The sequence below is a fragment of the Paenibacillus sp. alder61 genome (assembly GCF_020179875.1).
In the GTDB taxonomy this organism is placed as follows: domain Bacteria; phylum Bacillota; class Bacilli; order Paenibacillales; family Paenibacillaceae; genus Fontibacillus; species Fontibacillus faecis.
Genome location: NZ_JAIUDG010000003.1, coordinates 155,937 through 172,886, shown reverse-complemented (window position 1 = coordinate 172,886; position 16,950 = coordinate 155,937). Strand labels below are relative to the sequence as shown.

At 51.0% G+C, this 16,950-nt stretch carries 9 protein-coding genes; 7 read left to right on the top strand and 2 right to left on the bottom strand.

Annotated features, from left to right (window positions below):
• The first annotated feature begins 21 nt into the window (after positions 1 to 21).
• From LBW89_RS04300 to LBW89_RS04290, 3 genes are all read left to right on the top strand, one after another.
• A complete protein-coding gene (locus LBW89_RS04300) occupies positions 22 to 7,044 on the top strand; it encodes an RHS repeat-associated core domain-containing protein (protein ID WP_225038604.1) in 7,023 nt (2,340 codons plus the stop codon).
• 142 nt (positions 7,045 to 7,186) lie between these two features.
• On the top strand, positions 7,187 to 7,711 hold the full coding sequence (locus LBW89_RS04295; protein WP_225038603.1) for a hypothetical protein: 525 nt from the start codon (positions 7,187 to 7,189) through the stop codon (positions 7,709 to 7,711).
• Positions 7,712 to 8,108: 397 nt separating this feature from the next.
• Positions 8,109 to 8,450, top strand: coding sequence for a DUF3969 family protein (locus LBW89_RS04290; protein WP_225038602.1), 342 nt, complete (start codon positions 8,109 to 8,111; stop codon positions 8,448 to 8,450).
• A 1,106-nt stretch (positions 8,451 to 9,556) separates the two neighbouring features.
• Here the strand turns inward: LBW89_RS04290 and LBW89_RS04285 are convergent.
• The gene (locus tag LBW89_RS04285) at positions 9,557 to 10,753 is read right to left on the bottom strand and encodes an acyltransferase family protein (protein WP_225038601.1); all 1,197 of its coding nucleotides are present in this window, start codon (positions 10,751 to 10,753) and stop codon (positions 9,557 to 9,559) included.
• 892 nt (positions 10,754 to 11,645) lie between these two features.
• Here LBW89_RS04285 and LBW89_RS04280 point away from each other — a divergent pair.
• The 4 genes from LBW89_RS04280 to LBW89_RS04265 all read left to right on the top strand — a co-directional run bounded on the left by LBW89_RS04280 (position 11,646) and on the right by LBW89_RS04265 (position 15,725).
• A complete protein-coding gene (locus LBW89_RS04280) occupies positions 11,646 to 13,226 on the top strand; it encodes a limonene hydroxylase (protein WP_225038600.1) in 1,581 nt (526 codons plus the stop codon).
• Positions 13,227 to 13,444: 218 nt separating this feature from the next.
• Complete coding sequence (locus LBW89_RS04275) at positions 13,445 to 14,683, top strand: RtcB family protein (RefSeq protein ID WP_225038599.1); 1,239 nt, start codon at positions 13,445 to 13,447, stop codon at positions 14,681 to 14,683.
• Between the two features lie 152 nt (positions 14,684 to 14,835).
• Positions 14,836 to 15,246 (top strand): DUF1259 domain-containing protein, encoded by a 411-nt coding sequence (locus tag LBW89_RS04270; protein WP_225038598.1) that lies wholly within the window; start codon positions 14,836 to 14,838, stop codon positions 15,244 to 15,246.
• A 59-nt stretch (positions 15,247 to 15,305) separates the two neighbouring features.
• The gene (locus LBW89_RS04265) at positions 15,306 to 15,725 is read left to right on the top strand and encodes a DUF1259 domain-containing protein (RefSeq protein ID WP_148454851.1); all 420 of its coding nucleotides are present in this window, start codon (positions 15,306 to 15,308) and stop codon (positions 15,723 to 15,725) included.
• Between the two features lie 218 nt (positions 15,726 to 15,943).
• On the opposite strand, the gene LBW89_RS04260 is transcribed toward LBW89_RS04265, so the two are convergent.
• A complete protein-coding gene (locus tag LBW89_RS04260) occupies positions 15,944 to 16,837 on the bottom strand; it encodes an AraC family transcriptional regulator (RefSeq protein ID WP_225038597.1) in 894 nt (297 codons plus the stop codon).
• Positions 16,838 to 16,950 lie beyond the last annotated feature (113 nt).

The following is a 16,950-nucleotide window of genomic DNA, read 5'->3' as shown; positions in this document are numbered from 1 at the left end:
GGAATGGAGAGATACAGGTCAATGAATGTAGCGAAGAACTTATTTCAATCATGGCGCGCAGTCCGAGCCAAAGCCGTGCTGATGAGCATGCTGGTCCTCGTACTGCTGGTGACCTCGGTTCCATGGGTTCCGGGCTTGAACATCCCAACGGCGAGCGCTTCGACCAACCTGCGCATCTCGCCGAGCGAGATCAACACGGACCTGGGCGAAAAGACCGTCATCAGCTTCAGCTTCAGCGCCGCGGATAGCGGTAAGGTGGAGCATGAAGTCAACATTAATTTGTGTACGCCCGGCACCAACGGAGGGCCGCCGAAACTCGGTCAGTTGATTGCGAGCGGCAAATACCGCACCAAGAATGCGCAAGGCGAGTATATCGTGCACGAAGTGGAGTGGGACGGGAAAATCGGGGGTGTCCCCCTGCCGGAAGGAAAATACTATATCGCCGTATCTCCGGCCGACTATAACGGAATCGGCGTGTATTACGGTCAGATCGGCAGTTTCGAGATCGTGAACGGCACCCGGCCGAAGCCGCCGGCTTCGATCATGCTGGAAGCGGGCGCTTCCGGATCGACGGTGGTCAAGGGGACGGCCGAAGCCGGAGCAACGGTCAGCCTGGAAATGCGCGACGCAAGCGGCAAGCTGGTGGACAGCCAGACCGGAATTGCGGTGAATGGGCAGGGGCAGTGGAGCAAGGCGGTGAATCTGCCCGCCGGTCAACTGCTTCAAATCGCCGCCCGCAGCCACCGGGGCGGACAAGATTCCAGCTATTCCGAGATCAAGGAAGTGCTGCGCTACACGGTGCCGGGTTTCCCGGTCACCTGGCGGGCACTGGCCGGTTATTACTACAAGGCGGATTCCTCGGCTTCCGTTCATGCCAAAGTACAGGAGATAGCGGCCTGGAACGGGCTGGGTTCCATTAAAGAGGACGACAACGTGTCCGGTTCGTCGATCCTGCTGATTAATCCGCAAACGGCCGGGCAAATCACCCAGGCGGATTTGGCGCAGTTTACGGCTGAAGCGATCCAAAAGCGGCTGCGCATCGTCAATCCATCCTGGAGCGGAGTGGTGGAGCCGGCGCGCGGGGATTTTGCCTATTCCACCGATGTGCTTGAATTGCAGGCGCTCATGCCGCTGAGCTTCGGCTTATCTTATCTAAGCCGTGACCCGTACACCGGGGCGAGCGGCTTGGGCTGGCACCATTCCTATGAATGGCGCCTCACGCCGATCGATGGGAAGCAAGAGTTGATGCAGCCGGACGGAGCGCGCTTTGAATTTGTTCCGTTGGCGGGCGGCAAGTATTTAACTCCGGCGGGAACGGACTGGATTTTGGAGCAAAACGGAAGCGGACATGTCCTCAAGACGCCGCAGGGCCTCAGCTACCAGTTTGACAGTAACGGACTGCTGGCTTCCATTCGGGATTTGAACGGCAATGAGATTACACTGGTGTATCAAAATGAGCTTTTGCAAAACGTGACCACGGACGGAGCGTTCCTCACATTAAGCTATAACGGAATCGGCCAATTGGACTCGGTCACCGATCCTACGGGCCGGAAGCTGGGATACGGGTATGACGGCGCCGGGGATCTGGTTTCTTTTACCGATGTGGACGGTTCGGTGACGAAGTTCGGCTATGACGGGAACCATCATGTGGTGTCGGTATCGGACCCCGCCCAAACGGCGGTCATGAGCGTGACATATGACCCGCATCAACGGGTGACGAGCCTTACCGATTTCTATGGCGCGACGGAGACGGCGGAATACAGCGGGAAAGTCGCTCCGGTGGTGCGCGAAGAGGAGGAGCCGCAGCAGCCGACCGGTCCGGTGTCGATCAACCCGAACAACGGGCGGGATATTCCCGAATCGGACATCGTGATTTTGTCGGGAACAATGCATAATTTGCGCAATGCGCCTCCTTATAAAATCGTAGAGGGTTTGAAGCCTGCCATTACGAGCTACCTGGATGGTTTGGCGGCAGGCATACAGAACAAGGCGGATGCGTTTGAAGCGGCGGCGGGCTCGGGAACCGCAGGGGACATCGACGCCGTGAAGAAGAAAATTTCCGCCGCAAGCGGCGGAAGCGGTCCGGTGATCGTCCGGGCAGGGCAGCTGAATGTGGAAGAAAGCGTGACTTTCGGCAGCTCGAGCAAGCCGGTGATTTTGATCGCGGACGGAATCAACACGAATCAGGATATCACCGTCACCATTTACGGTACGCTGATTTTGAAGCAGGGGCTTAACGCCAATACCAAGCTGAAGCTGAACGCTTATCAAGTGGGCGGGGCTTACGGAAACATTTGGGCGAACGGTACGATTCACTTGAACAATGATTCGGCGTTAAAAGTCGACGATACGCTGTATGCGGGAGTTTTGACGTATAACAGCGGCCAGTTGACGGTTGACGCACAGACCGTGATCGTCCGGGGCGACTTGTCGATCAATACGAAAGTCATCATGAACATCGCCAAGGAGATGACGCTGGGCGGAATTGTCTCCAACAACCAGCTTGCCGATTTGAACATCCCGGGCGGCGATTTGTTCGTCCGCGACAATGTCCATGTCAACAATCAAATGTCCGTCGCCGCGGGCGGGGTGTTCGCCATCGGCGGCGATATGGTGCCTAACCAGACGCCGAAAGTTCGCGTCGGCGTCGGGAGCGGCAAGACGATTTTGACATATCCTGAAACGCCGTCTATGGACGCAGCGGACGGGATGAGTCATGCGAAGGCTAAAGGCGCAAGTATAGGGGCTGTCGCGCCTGCCGGTGTTTCGGCCGCACTCTTGACGGTCGGCGAAACGAAGCGTACGGATGCGCTCGGCCATGCGACGACTTACGTATGGGGAGACCGGTTTCTGCTGTCCGATTTGCGGCTGCCGGACGGTTCCAACTGGCAGTATGAGTATGACGCGGGTCACCGCCTTGCCGCCGTGACCGACGGCAACGGCTATAAGACCACGGCAAACTACGATGCCCGGGGCAACAAGGTGCTGGTCGCCGACGGAAACCGGCAGTCTACGGTGATCCGGTATAATGATTTGAACCTGCCGGTGGAGGTTGCGGATCCGCTTGGCCAAGCCGTGAAGTATACCTATGATGCGTCAGGCAATATGACCGCTGAAGAGGATGCGCTCGGTAATCGTGTCGAGATCGACAGAGATAACCGTGGCGTGCCGACGCAAGTGACGGACAAGCGCGGGAAGACAACCCGGTATACGCTTGACGCGGCCGGATTTGTGGAATCGGTGACGGATCCGTCCGGGTATGTTTTGGAGATCGAGCGAGACGAGCTTCACCGCGTTACGTCAACCCGGGATAGTGAAGGAACGATTGAGGAAGTCACTTATGACGCTAAAGATCGGCTCCAGTCCAGCAAGGACGCGCTGCAGCAACGGGCGGAATGGACGTATGATCACAACGGTAATCTTTTGACTTACAAGGATGAGGCCGGTTCGGAAACGTCCTATGGCTATGAGGTATACCGAATGGCGTCGGTAACCAACCCGCTCGGTCATCTTAGCGAAAACGTGTACGATGCGACCGGAAATGTCGTGGAGGAGAGCGACGGGAACGGCGGTGTCAACCGTTATGAATACGACGGCATGGGCCGGGTCGCCAAAATGACGGATGCCGACGGCAACAGCACTGCCTACACGTATGACGGCAATGGTAATGTGGCCGCCATCACGGATGCCGAAGGCAATACGACGGAGTACACGTATAATCCGCTTGGCCAGGTTTTAACGATCAAGGATGAACTTGGAGCGGTAAAACAGTATAAATACGACGCGGCAGGAAGGCTTATCAAAGAAACCGATGCGCTTGGCAACAGCACTTGGTACAACTATGATGCAGCCGGCCGAATGATCGAGAAGACGGATGCTTTGGGTTACATCACCCAATATGCGTATGACGCCGCCGGGAATCGGGTGGAGACCACGCTGCCGGACGGCAGTACCTGGACGACCCAATATGATGAGCGCGGGTTTGAAAGCGGCACGGTCGATCCTTTGTCCCGTGCAACCTCCGCCGTACGAGACGGCCGCGGGCGGTTAACCTCGTACACGGACGCTGAAGGAAACGCTACGTCTTACGAGTATGACGCGCTTGACCGTACGACCTTGATCCGCAATGCGCTGGGGTATGAAACCAAATATACTTACAACGCGCTCGGACAAGTGGCGGAACTGACGGATGCCAAAGGACAAACGACGAAATTCAGCTATGACGCTTTGGGGCGGCTGACCGAAGTTGCAGACGCGGCAGGCGGCACATCGTCCTATACTTACGATGCGCTGGGCAACCTGCTGACCAAGACGAACCCGCTGGGCGCGGTTACAAGCTACAGTTACAATAAACGTGGATTGGTGGAAAGCACGGTTAACCCGCTGCAGGAAGCTACGTCCATGACTTATGACGGCAACGGCAGCGTAAAATCGGTCATCGCTCCCGACCATACGACAACACAGTACGAGTATGACCGCCGGAACCGGTTAACCGAAATCCGGTACGGGGACGGTCAGCAAGTCACATTCGGCTATGACCTTGCCAATCGCCGTTTGACGATGGATGACACTACAGGCCAGACCCGGTATAACTACGATGCGTTGGGCCGTCTGACGGAAATGATTGACCCGCGCGGCCGCAACGTCCGCTATGAGTGGACGACAACAGGCCAGCGCAGCCGAATCATTTACCCGGACAACACCTCCGTGGTCTATGACTATGACAAGGCGGGCCAGATCACCCAGGTTACGGACGGCCAAGGCCGGAAGACCGGCTATGGCTATAACTTAAACGGCCAGATCACCAGCCGGACCTTGCCGGGCGGGGAGACGAGCAGCTATCAATACGATCCGCTCGGCCAACTGGTCGGAATCGAGCACCGCAACGCCGGAGGACAACTGCTGGAGCAACTCAAATATGTGTATGATCCGGCAGGCAACATCACCCGCAAGGAACGGCAGGAGCAAGGCAAAGATGAAGACCGGCCGCAGGATGAGCCAAAGCCGGCGGACATTGAGGATTACACGTACGATGCTTTGAACCGGTTAATCGAAGTTCAGAATAGGAACGGTTCGACCGTATCTTACACCTATGACGCGGCAGGCAACCGTCTTAAGAAGACGCAGACTGTTCAGGGCGTGCCGCAAGTGGAGAGTTATACGTACGACCTGGCCAACAAACTGACCCGCTGGGAAAAAGGGACCGACTACAAAGACTACACGTATGACTTGCGCGGCAACCTGCTGCAAGTAGAGGGCGTCGATAGCGCCGCGGCGATGATGCGCCTCGCCTCTAAGAGTGTGCAGCAGGATGTTTATGGTAATGGTGACACCAACCCGCTGCTCCCGGCGGATGCTACGGGAAAACCGGACGTGTTGGATACTGTAAATCCATTGGCGGACGCGTTTGTTGACCCGTTCGCAGTAAGCGATACGAACCGGGCTGATTTGAATCCGGACGGGACAAGCCCGGTACATCCTAATCAGGCGGACTCTTATCCGAAGTTGTTGGATCCAACCCCTATCGATCCTGCTTCTATCGATCCGTCGCTGGTGGATCCGACACAGGCCGACTCGACTGAGATGGATCCGGCTCCTTTGGAACCCGATCAGTCCGGCGTAACGGACCAAGTCTACGGACCGGATGTTTTTGACCCGATGACGGCTGCCGCGCTTGCAGGACCCGGCGTACTGGAGACGTATACGTGGGATGCGGCAAACCGCTTGATCGGTCACATCAACCCGGCGGGCGACCAGTCGGCATACCGGTATGACGGGGACAACAACCGGGTATACATGGGCATATCCGTCGGAACCGGCAGCCGGCAAGACCGTTATCCATCCGGCCATCCGGCAGGATCGCGTGGCGGCTGGGAACCGCAATTCAAGAAGCAGCAGAGCGAAGTCTATTTCACCTACGACTTGACCAGTCCATGGCCGGAGCCTTTGTATGCAACAGATACCAGCGGCACGAAATGGGAGCAATCTTACGTTTACGGAGCAGCCGGGGAACGGCTCAGCATGAGCTATCTGCCGAGTGCGGACGGCAAAACCGACTGGGAGCCAACTCCTGGGGCAAGTGGAGCCGCACCGAACACGGCGCCTGAAACTTTGTACTATCTGAACGATATGCTGGGCAGCCCGCTAGCCTTGCTGAACCGAAGTGGAGAGGTAGCGCTTCGCTATCATTACGACGAGTTCGGCACACCGAAAGAACCGGAGAAGTTCGACCTGAACTATCCGGGACCGGACAACCTGTTCGGCTACACGGGGCTCGGCTATGATGCCGCGGGCGGTCTTTCTTTCGCGCGGGCGAGATATTTTAACCCGAGTCTTGGACGGTTTGTGAGTCAGGATACGTATGAAGGGGATATAAACAATCCGCAGAGCCTGAATTTGTATACGTATGTGGAGAATAATCCGCTGAGGTATATTGATCCGAGTGGACATAAGGTTTGGTTGATTCATGGTACTTTTTCAGATGGAGATACGTGGACTCCGGATTTTGTGAAGTATGTGGAGGGTCTGTTTAATGAATCAAGTGACAAGCTAGAATGGTCAGGAAAGAATAGTAAAGGTGCCCGTTCTGATGCGGCTGAATACTTCGTAAACACAGTATATGAATGGCATAAGAAACATCCTAATGAACCTATTAGACTGGTTGGTCATAGTCATGGAGGAAACGTAGCAATTTTGTTGTCCAACTTGTTGGCTAAGAAGGGAATGAAAGTGGAAACCTTAATTACTGTCGCAACTCCTGTAAGGGAATATAAACTCAAAACAGAGGTAGGGCAACATATTCATATGTATAATAATAGGGATATTGTCCAAGGCGATTTGGGAGGAAGTTGGTGGTGGGCAGGATCTACATTCACAAGGAAATTTAAGGGTGCAGATAATGTGCGTGCAAAAGATGGCGAGACTGGCACGAAAATTCAAGCTCATTCGACCATGCACAGCAATGTAGACATTTGGAAAAAATACATTGAGCCGATATTACAATTAGACGATCGTTCGCATTCGGGTGGTAGAGGATCATTTTAGTTGAGATAATGAAAGTTCAAACAATCCAAAGGGGGAGAATATGCAAATATGGTTACGGCTTCTGCTAATAATGCTAATTATTTTTAGTGCCTCATCATTTGTTTGGTTTCTTCTAGGTTCTACGGCATATTTTCAACGAGGGATGGATATTAAAGGAACTACCTATTTGTGGGGGGCAGGTATTCCAGTTCTATTGTTCGTTATATTATTTACTACACTACTTATCAAAGGATGGGCTCCAACGAGTGGAATAGACTATGTTGGAATTTGTGTAGGGCTAGTATTAACAACACTAATTTCTGCTGCTCTGATTCAAAGCGTTAACACCCACGGTTGGGCAACCGAAAAGATAAGGGGTGACTCATTAAAGATTACAGCTGATGAAAAATATGAATATCAAATTGAATTGATTAATTTATTTCAAAGGAACAGTAGTGCACGACTCCATCTAAAGGATGTTGGCTCGGGAAAGGAACTTTACATCCCAATTGATATTCAGACACGTCAGATTGTGGGGCTTAGGGTTAGTGAGGTTAATCACTGGGTGAAACTTGAACCAACGGACCATCCATCCCAGTATATTCTGTATACTACAAAAGATCTTGGCATAACTGAAGAAAAGTTCATAATCGACATCACTGCAGGAACATCGAGTAGGGCGAATTAAGCAAAATTATTCTAACCACCGGCGCCCTGATATGCTCCCCATACGGTAGACAAGTGAGATATTAAAACTGTTACTGTAAGGGGAGTATTTTATGCCGACAGTCCATATAGTTAAATTACATGATGGGGAGCGAACTACAGAAGTTAGAATAAACAAGGGACACGGTTACCAACCATCACGGATTTAATGAACTGGCTAGAAATTGAAGGCTTCGTGTTTTCGATTCCATATAACGGCAATGGTTACAGAGTGATAGCACAAGATGAGAGTGGAAAGAAATATAAAGGGAAGGGCGGCACTTTACCGTATGCCTTAACTTCAATCATTGAAAAATTGCTACTAAATCGAAAGGCATAATAGGGGACCAAGACTTCAAGGTCTTTTTAGGAGGGGTGCATTGAGTTTACATATTGAATTGAAGCATTCGGACGAAATTCAGAAGTTTCTATGTATTTTAAATCTTGGCATGCTTGATTCCTTGCTTGAAGGGGCATTAACGTTTGAGGATGCATATGCGTATCTATACCGTCCTTATGTAGCACAACTTCTAAAACAAAATAATGCCAACAGGGAAATAATTGAAATGTTTGAAGAATTATGTATGTTGGAGGACATCCGAGATCTAGCTCCCGAAAAGCTACAAGATGCACTAAAACTGAAAAAGAGAGAAACATTAGATTTACTTAAAGGTTTGTCCAGTATATCCCCGAAGTATTGGCTCAACAAATTCGACGATTGATTAAATAGACCTTTGGGCTTTGTCTTGGGATTTCACGTAGTTAAAAAAAGGCCAGATAGAGTGAATACGCAGCAAAAGAAACTGAAGGTGTACTCAGTGGATTGGGGGACTGATAGATATAGACTTTTCTTATCGAGTAACAAAATATGACCCTAATAACCGAAATAATATTGGAAACTATTGTGGCGATGATTGGACTTCAATATCGGATGTTGGGAAAGTCTATCAGGGGAAGTTATTCACTATTGAGGAGTATCTTCGTGTTGAGAATCTGTACGTTGGGGCTATAAAAAAATATATGGAATATAATGATATTCCGTACCTAGAAATTGAATCATTAGACAAGTGGGAGGATTGTCTAGAAACGGGACGATTTTCAGATTATTATACTGCCGAAATGGAAAACGTATATGTAACTATTCGAGAAGGTGATATTGTTAAGTCACCTAACATCGAGCATCTTATTCGGTTAATACTAAGGGAGAACATTTGGTGTAAGTTCAAATATTCTTCTGATTTTTATCTTCATTTTGGGTACGATTATTATATGTACCTTGGTGGTTCTAGGGATTGTACAAAGGTTATTAAAGATATTGCTAACATCGGTTTGTATGTTGAACCCTACGAGTCACCGTATTGGGATGAAGAATAATTCACTTTCCGTGAGGTTGCTATTCCTCAAGGCATTTTTCAAACGTTGACGAATGATTCAGGCCAGCCTCAAGGTCTTTCTCGGACGGCAGCAAAAAGCTAGATTTACGAACGCTTAAGATTTTTACGGGAGTTGAAGTATTAATTATCAATAGCTGCACCCAAGAGCTGAATCTGACCGAGATCGGAGGGTTAACCTCCGTCAAGCACATCGATTTTATTTTTTCCGAAGCTGGAGTCCTTGCATATCTCAGGGATGAAGAAGGATTATGGTTTGCAATTAAAACAGTTAAATCCTGATGTTCGGATCACAAGCAGATCGTTTGAGCTTTAGTTCAATAACCTTCTGGAAGCTTGTATTCAAAAGACAAGTGATCTATGCAAAGAGACCTTGAAGAACGATTCTTCAAGGTCTCTTTTTTTATCCATCGGCAACGATCTAAACTACCTTCACTTCACTGTGCCAAGTTACGAAATTCGTTCCCTTCCTCTATCGGCCTACTACGAGGTTTCCGCTTGAACAAACGGCTGCTCCATCTACTTAGAAGCTTAACCGTGGTGTCATCTATATAGCGATACATGAGGTGACTTACACCGAAGATGACGATCAGCGTCACTGACATCACAATAGCCAGATCGGCTCCGTAGGACAAGCTGCTGGATAATCGCATGAACAGATAACTTCCAAAAGAACAAATGATAGTAAAGTGTACGAGATACATCGAGAATGATATTTTGCCCAAATAGGCAAATGGTTTGCTGCCGAACAGGGCCTGCATCCATTTTGAATTGAGCGCGGCCAGCAGGATGAAGAACGATCCGACGACATGATAGAATACAAAAAACGAGAATCCCGATGCGTTCCAGACCAGGATGGAATAAACCGTATCGTCAGGAGCGACGTAAGGATAGGATCCTACGTAAATGCCCGCGACGACCAGCAGCAGATTGACCCAAGGACGGTTGATCAGCTCGAGCCAATTGCGGCCGCTATTATGCAGATCGCTAAGCAGTAAGCCTAGGACGAACCCCAGATAATAAGAGTCCAGGAAGAAGTAAATCAAAATCGGATAGGCGATATAACGAATCCAGTGCTTACCCATCAGGAGCAGGAAGCCGAAAATCAGAAACGACCCGAATAACTCGTACGTCATCGTCCAAAGGACCGGATTATATTGACTCCCGTATGTGAAGAACGTATGGAAAAGCCCTTCTTTGAGCATGGCCCAAATGTTAGGGTCGGCGGCAAAAGGATCGCGCATGGAAGACTGCGTGATTGGTTTGATACTGTTGAAATAACCGAATCCGAAACGCATTAGAGCAAAGGCGAATATAACGGAAACAAATGCCGGAATCGCTAACCGAAGGTACCTTCGGACAGCGCTGGAGTAGATAATCGAGTTCTCCTTGTCCCGAAAAAAACGATAACTTAGCACATACCCGCTTAAGATAAAGAACAATGTCACCGAAAAATTTCCATTAAACAGCAGGTTGATCGGCGTTTTGGCAGCCGGTGCTTCAAAAGCGAAATGCATGATATCCGCGTTACCTTCAAAAACGGAAGGCAAGAAGACTTGGAAGAAGTGGGAAAGCACCACAATAAACGCGGCCGCTCCCCGGATTCCTTCCAAATAAATAACTTTTTGTTTCAAAAGATGGTCCACCTCTTTCATGCCAGTAGGGCACTGCCACTGCCGCTTGGCGGCTGACGAATAACGTAATAACCCCAGTCTACATGCTAGCATATTTCGAGAACAATCGACAAAATTGTGTTTACTGACCAGCGTGATGATATGCAATTAAATGTTTGGTTTGAATTAAAGGGAATTCTTCCCGTTAATTTGGTACGAATGCGGCTGCAGAGGCGAATTAGCTGGAAAATCTCCCGTTAATTTGCCTGGAAATTGTGTATATCGGCATAGGGCCGCGAAATAGATGGAGTTTTTCCAGCTAAATTTGATCCAAAAGCCAAAGGCGGGATATTAACAGGAAATTTTCCCGTTAATTAATTTGTAGACTCCGGCGGTGGGACTTTATATCTACAATTAGTTCAACCTATATAGCTTGATTTCTCTAGCTTTTGATAAGTGCCAGTCTGTAAACCACAAATGTAATCAGGGCGTAGACCATACCATAGATTATCCAAGCATCCACATTCACTTTAAGGGTCTGAAAGTCAGTAGCTATGAAAATAAGAGGCAGCAACAAAGCGATAATTAACCCCAAATAGATTATTCCACGGAAGCGCGCAGAACATGCTCCGATCAAGATGGCCAGAATAGGACAGATTAGGAATGATGGCAAAAGGGGATTCAGCCCCGGAAACAACCAATAGATCGTGGTAATCCCTCCTACTAAAAGGTGTTTAATCCAAGTATACCATTTTGCGAACCCCTTATCGGCATAATGAAGATCCCCTTCGTAATACTTTCACCATGTTCCTTCCGACCGGATTAAGCGATGATAGGATCTGTGAGAAACACGGACTTATGGGCTGGGCTTTCGGTTCATGCTAAATCAGGTTATAAAAAAGGTGATGCAAACATGGTGATTTTCTTGGATAAAGCGGTTCGTCCTCTGTGGGAGGGCAAGACTTCCATCTATTCGTACATTCGAAAGCAGGGGGAGGCCGTGGATGGCTCTCTGCCGGATGATGAGGAGTTTTGGGCAGGCAGCAAATTCAGATGGGTAGCCGGTGGCCTGGATGGAGCTTTGGGGCATCATGCCATGCCGAGTGAAAAGAAGGAGAAGGCGCAGGAACTGGCCCGGCGGCTGGCGAAACATTCCCGAAAGCCGAAAAACGCCACCCGCAAGCTGCTGTATGCGGAGCTGGTGGGGACGGATATCCGCGGTATGATCGACGATATTTTGGCGGAGGTGCGCCAGATGCCAGGGATCCGGCCGGGTGCCGTATTTGATGAGGCGGTCTGGCTGGCGGAGCATGGGGCGCATCGGAACGCCGTTAAATTCGGCATCGCTTTGCTGGGTCTTTTTCAGAACGAAGATGTGAAGGATCTGCTCCTGACGTTGGGAAGACACGATGAATTTACGCTATATGCCGCGGTGGCGATCCAAAATGGTATGGAGGACAGCAACGAGGTTCTTTTTGAGCTGGCTAAGCAGGTTCATGGCTGGGGAAAAATCCACCTAGTGGAGCGGTTGGAGCCGGCAAGCGAGGAAATCCGGGACTGGCTGCTGCGCCAGGGCTGCCAAAACAGCGTCATGAACGAATATTTGGCCTGCATTTGCGCCCGGAACGGCGGGCTGCATGAGGCGCTCGCGGCCGATCGGGTCGATGCCGCCTTGTTCGACGGGGCGACCGACATCATCGAAGCGTTGCTGAGCGGCGGGCCGGCGGAGGACATCGATGATTATGAGCATGCGCCGCAGGTGCTGTCCGACTATGTCAGACTGGCCCGGGAGATGAGTACCACCGTGCGGCATTTGTCCGTTATGCTCGGGATTTGCGACTTTTTGGCGTTGGCGGACGAGGAGGACAAGTGGGCGGCGCGGATGTCGGCGGGATGGACCGGAGGGCTGCGTGCGGACCTTCGGGAGGCGGCTCAATCCATTGCGGCCGACAGCAAGTGGGCGAGCCTTGTGATCGAAGCCGTCCGTTCTGGCGGCACGTCGGAACGTTATTATGGGGCCGCTTGTGCGGAGAAGCTGGGGATCGAGGTTTGGGATGTTTTTTATGAGCAGCTTGCCGCAAATCCCTTGCAGGACTATCATTTCTATCAACTGATGAAATCGGAGGATCCGGAGCGGATTCGGAAGCTGGTCGAGTTCGCGGTCCAACACCTCCCCCTCGAGCAAATCGCCACGGGGCCGGCCGACGAGATGGGGCTGGGCGAGAAATATGCGGCCCACAGCTGTCTCGATCATATTTTGCAGCGTTTGGACCAGTATGAGGGACTCGGCGGAGAATTGATTCTTACCGGACTGAACAGCCCCGTGGTCCGAAACCGGAACATGGCGCTTCGGGCGCTGGAGGGTTGGAGCGTGGCTTCCTGGGGAGAGCGGCTGGTGGAGGCCGTGATTCACTTGTCACAGACGGAACCTGACGACTCGGTCAAGGAAAGTCTGCATCAGCTGCGGGAGGCCAAAGGGATCTATATAAGTTGAACTTAAGAATTACCAATAGGCAAGAGTGTGAAATGATTCTGGAGAAGCGGAGCGTTCGCCTTTGTGACCGGATTTCTACCTTATAAATTTAATTAGGAAAACCGGGAGCAACAGCGATCGGAAGAACATTTCACACGGCTGCCGTACGGGTAAATCAATAGTTCAACTTATATAGAATCGGGGAATGCACTCGTATTATTTTCACATTATTGTAGGAGTTGAAAGAGCGAACGGCTTATTTAGAGATCGACGGCGTGCGGGTCTGGGGAAATCCGGACGCCGGGGCGCTGGCTCAAGCGAAAACGTGCGCGGCAACCGGCCACGTGGTTCAAACGTTGCTGATGGCGGATCATCATAAAGGGTACAGTCAGCCGATCGGCGGGGTGGTGGTCTATGACGGGCAAATCTCCCCTTCCGGCGTTGGCTATGATATTGCGTGCGGAAATAAGGCGGTGCGAACGAATTTGTTCGCCAAAGACATCCAGCCGACATTGTCGAAACTGATGGATGAAATCGCCCGGAAAATTTCCTTCGGGATGGGGCGTGTGAATCAGGAGAGGGTGGACCATCCGCTTTTTGATGACCCCGATTGGGCGGTGTACAAGGCGATTGGCAAGCAGGAGCACGACAAGTTGAAGGGGTTGGCGCAAAGCCAGCTCGGCACGGTCGGCAGCGGCAACCATTTCGTGGACTTGCTGGAGGAAAAGGGGACCGGACGCTTGTGGATCGCCAATCATTTTGGGAGCCGGGGGTTCGGACATAAAACGGCAAGCGGCTTCATCAACCTGGCCGCCGGGAGAGAGTTCCTCGCCAGCGCGCCGGGCGAGAAAATGGATCAGCCGCCGGTGCTGCTGGATTTGAGCAGTGAAGTCGGCGATATGTATTATCGGGCGATGAAGCTGGCCGGACGGTACGCTTACGCGGGAAGGGACTATGTGATCGGGCAAGTGTTGGCCATCCTGGGAGCGGAAGCGGACCTGGAAGTGCATAACCATCACAACTATGCCTGGAAAGAGACGCATCACGGAAAAGAAGTTGTCGTCGTCCGTAAAGGAGCGACCCCGTCCGCGCCCGGTCAAATGGGCTTCATCGGCGGCAGCATGGGCGATATCTCGGTAATCGTGAAGGGGAAAGACAGCCTGGAGAACCGGGACGCCTACTACAGCACCGTGCACGGAGCGGGACGAATCATGAGCCGGACCCAGGCGGCCGGCAAAATGAACTGGAAGACGCGCACCCGCAGCGGCGGCCAAATCAGCACCGAGCAAATGCTGGCGGCCGTCCGGGATTTCGGCGTGGAGCTGCGCGGCGCGGGCACGGACGAGAGCCCTTTTGTATACCGCAAGCTCCAGGAAGTGCTGGACGCGCACGCGGAAACGATCGAGGTGATGCACGTGCTGAAACCGATCGGCGTTTGCATGGCCGGAGCGGATGAGTTTGATCCGTATAAGGATTGAGGGGTTTTCCTCAGCCTAGAAGACCACATCCTCATGAGGGTGTGGTCTTTTTTGGGTCCGCCCGATTTTATTGCGATTTACTGGGTATCCGCCTTGTTCCCTTTTCCGCTTTAGTCATAGGATGTTGTGAAATCGATTAAAGGAGGATTTACATGGCAAAGGTAAGCCCGCAATTTAAACGGCTGTGCGCCCAATTCGGTAAGATCCTGGGAGGCGAGTCCGAAATTGAAGAAGGCCCGGTTTGTTTTGTCACGCGGATGACGAATCTGAGCGAGACGATTCTGGGTAGAAGAACGCGTTCCCCTTTGGTTCAAATGCAAATGTTTTCGTTCGAGTCGCTCGATAAGTCGGGCCGCGCGCTTTGTTTGGGCGAGACGGCCGTGCATCAGAATCAGGTGAATCGCCTGATTTCGAATCTCTGCAAACGGGGGATCAAGGTAACCGCCCTTCATAATCACTGGCTGAACGAAAATCCGCGCTTAATGTATATGCACTGGGAAGCCATTGAGAATCCCGTCGTGTTTGCCAGAAAAACCAAGGAATCGATCTCATTTCTGGGCTGATGCGGACCGGTAGTGCAGTTGCATTTTAATACTACGACTTGAAAGGATGAACCCCACTGATGGAACAAGTGAAAGCAAGCCCTCGTTTCAGAAGACTATGTAACCAATTCTCCACGATTTTAGGCGGAACGGAACATGAAATCACCAAAGGCCCGGTTTGTTTTGTAAGCCGAAACAGAAAAATAAATGCGACCATTCTGGGGAGAAAAACCACGTCCCCCTTGATCCGTTATCAGCTGTTCTCGTTCGAATCGCTGGACAGTTCAGGCCGCGCGCTTTGTTTAGGGGAAACGGCCCTTTTCCAGGATCAGGTCAACCGTTTGCTGACGAATCTTCGCAATAACGGAATTAAAGTAACGGCGGTTCACAACCACTGGCTGTTCGAGAAACCGCGGCTCATGTATGTCCACTGGGAGTCGATCGATAAACCGCTTGATTTCGCCAAAAAAGTAAAGCGTTCTATTGCTTTCTTGGGTTAGCATGGAGGTCCAAATGTAGGATAGCGTGAATGCGCGACGGCGAATTGTGGAGTTGGCCTACCACGAGTCGCCTACATAGGTGGTCGGTGTTTATTTGTGCGGATCGAATGACGGACATAAAGAAGAAGACCGAGGACCGGGCAGTCTTCGGCCTGGGTATGCCGTGTTAATCCGCAGGGTGGGTTTGTTTATGCGTCGTTTATTTTTCTAGCGCAGGTTCATTTTGTATTTCGCAATACATGCCAGTTCGCGGCGGCGCGATATTCGGCGGGGGAAATGCCGGTATTTTTCTTGAAAGCTTTTGAAAATGAGAAAATATCGACATACCCGACGGACGGAGCGATGGCGGCAAGGCTTAAATCCGTAGTTTCGAGCAGTTTTTTTGCGGCATTGATCCGGATGTTCTGCAAGTATTTTAACGGCGTGATTCCATAGGCTGTTTTGAATTTTCTTGAAAAATAAGAACGCTCGATCCCCACATACCTCGCGATGGTTTCGATGCTTATATCCTCCGAATAATGCAGTTCCATGTGTTCCCGCCCCCGCTCCAGCCATTCGTCCGAGCAGTCGATATTGCGGATTTCGTCCGGAACATGCCGGGACAGCGAGCGGAACAGCTGAAGGAAGGTGCTTAAGCGCATCAGATCCCGGTCGCGATCTCCCGTGTTTTCCGCTTGTACGATGAGTTCGCGAAGATGCGATAGCGCTGACGAGGTGTATCCGTTGACCTTGAAAGGCGTGCAGCGTTTGATCCCGATTCTTTCCAGCAATTGAACCGACTGCGATCCCTCGAAGGTCAGGCGTATATAGTGCATGGGATCGCACTCGAAACTGAAATATTCATGGGGGACTTGGGGGAACACGCCGAATAAATCGTTCTCTTTTAGCTGGTATTTTTTACCCTTTTGGATAAATATCCCTTTGCCGTCCAGGATGAAAATCAGGTTGTAATGCGGCTCGATGCGCGGACTCTTGAAAGCGGGACGACGGAACTTGGCTTCGCTGATCCCGATCCTGATCGGCCAGGCGCCGCTCGATTTTTCGAAGGATGTCGGAGTAAAGAAATACTTATTTGGTACATTGAGGATAGGTTCATCACCTTTTGTCGACATATGAAATACACCTCCCGAGTGAGATTCAAGTATGACTTTTGCCTTATTATAAGATGAACTTTCGCTTAAAACCAAGTAAATATATATGAATAATAAAAATAAGTCACATTTGG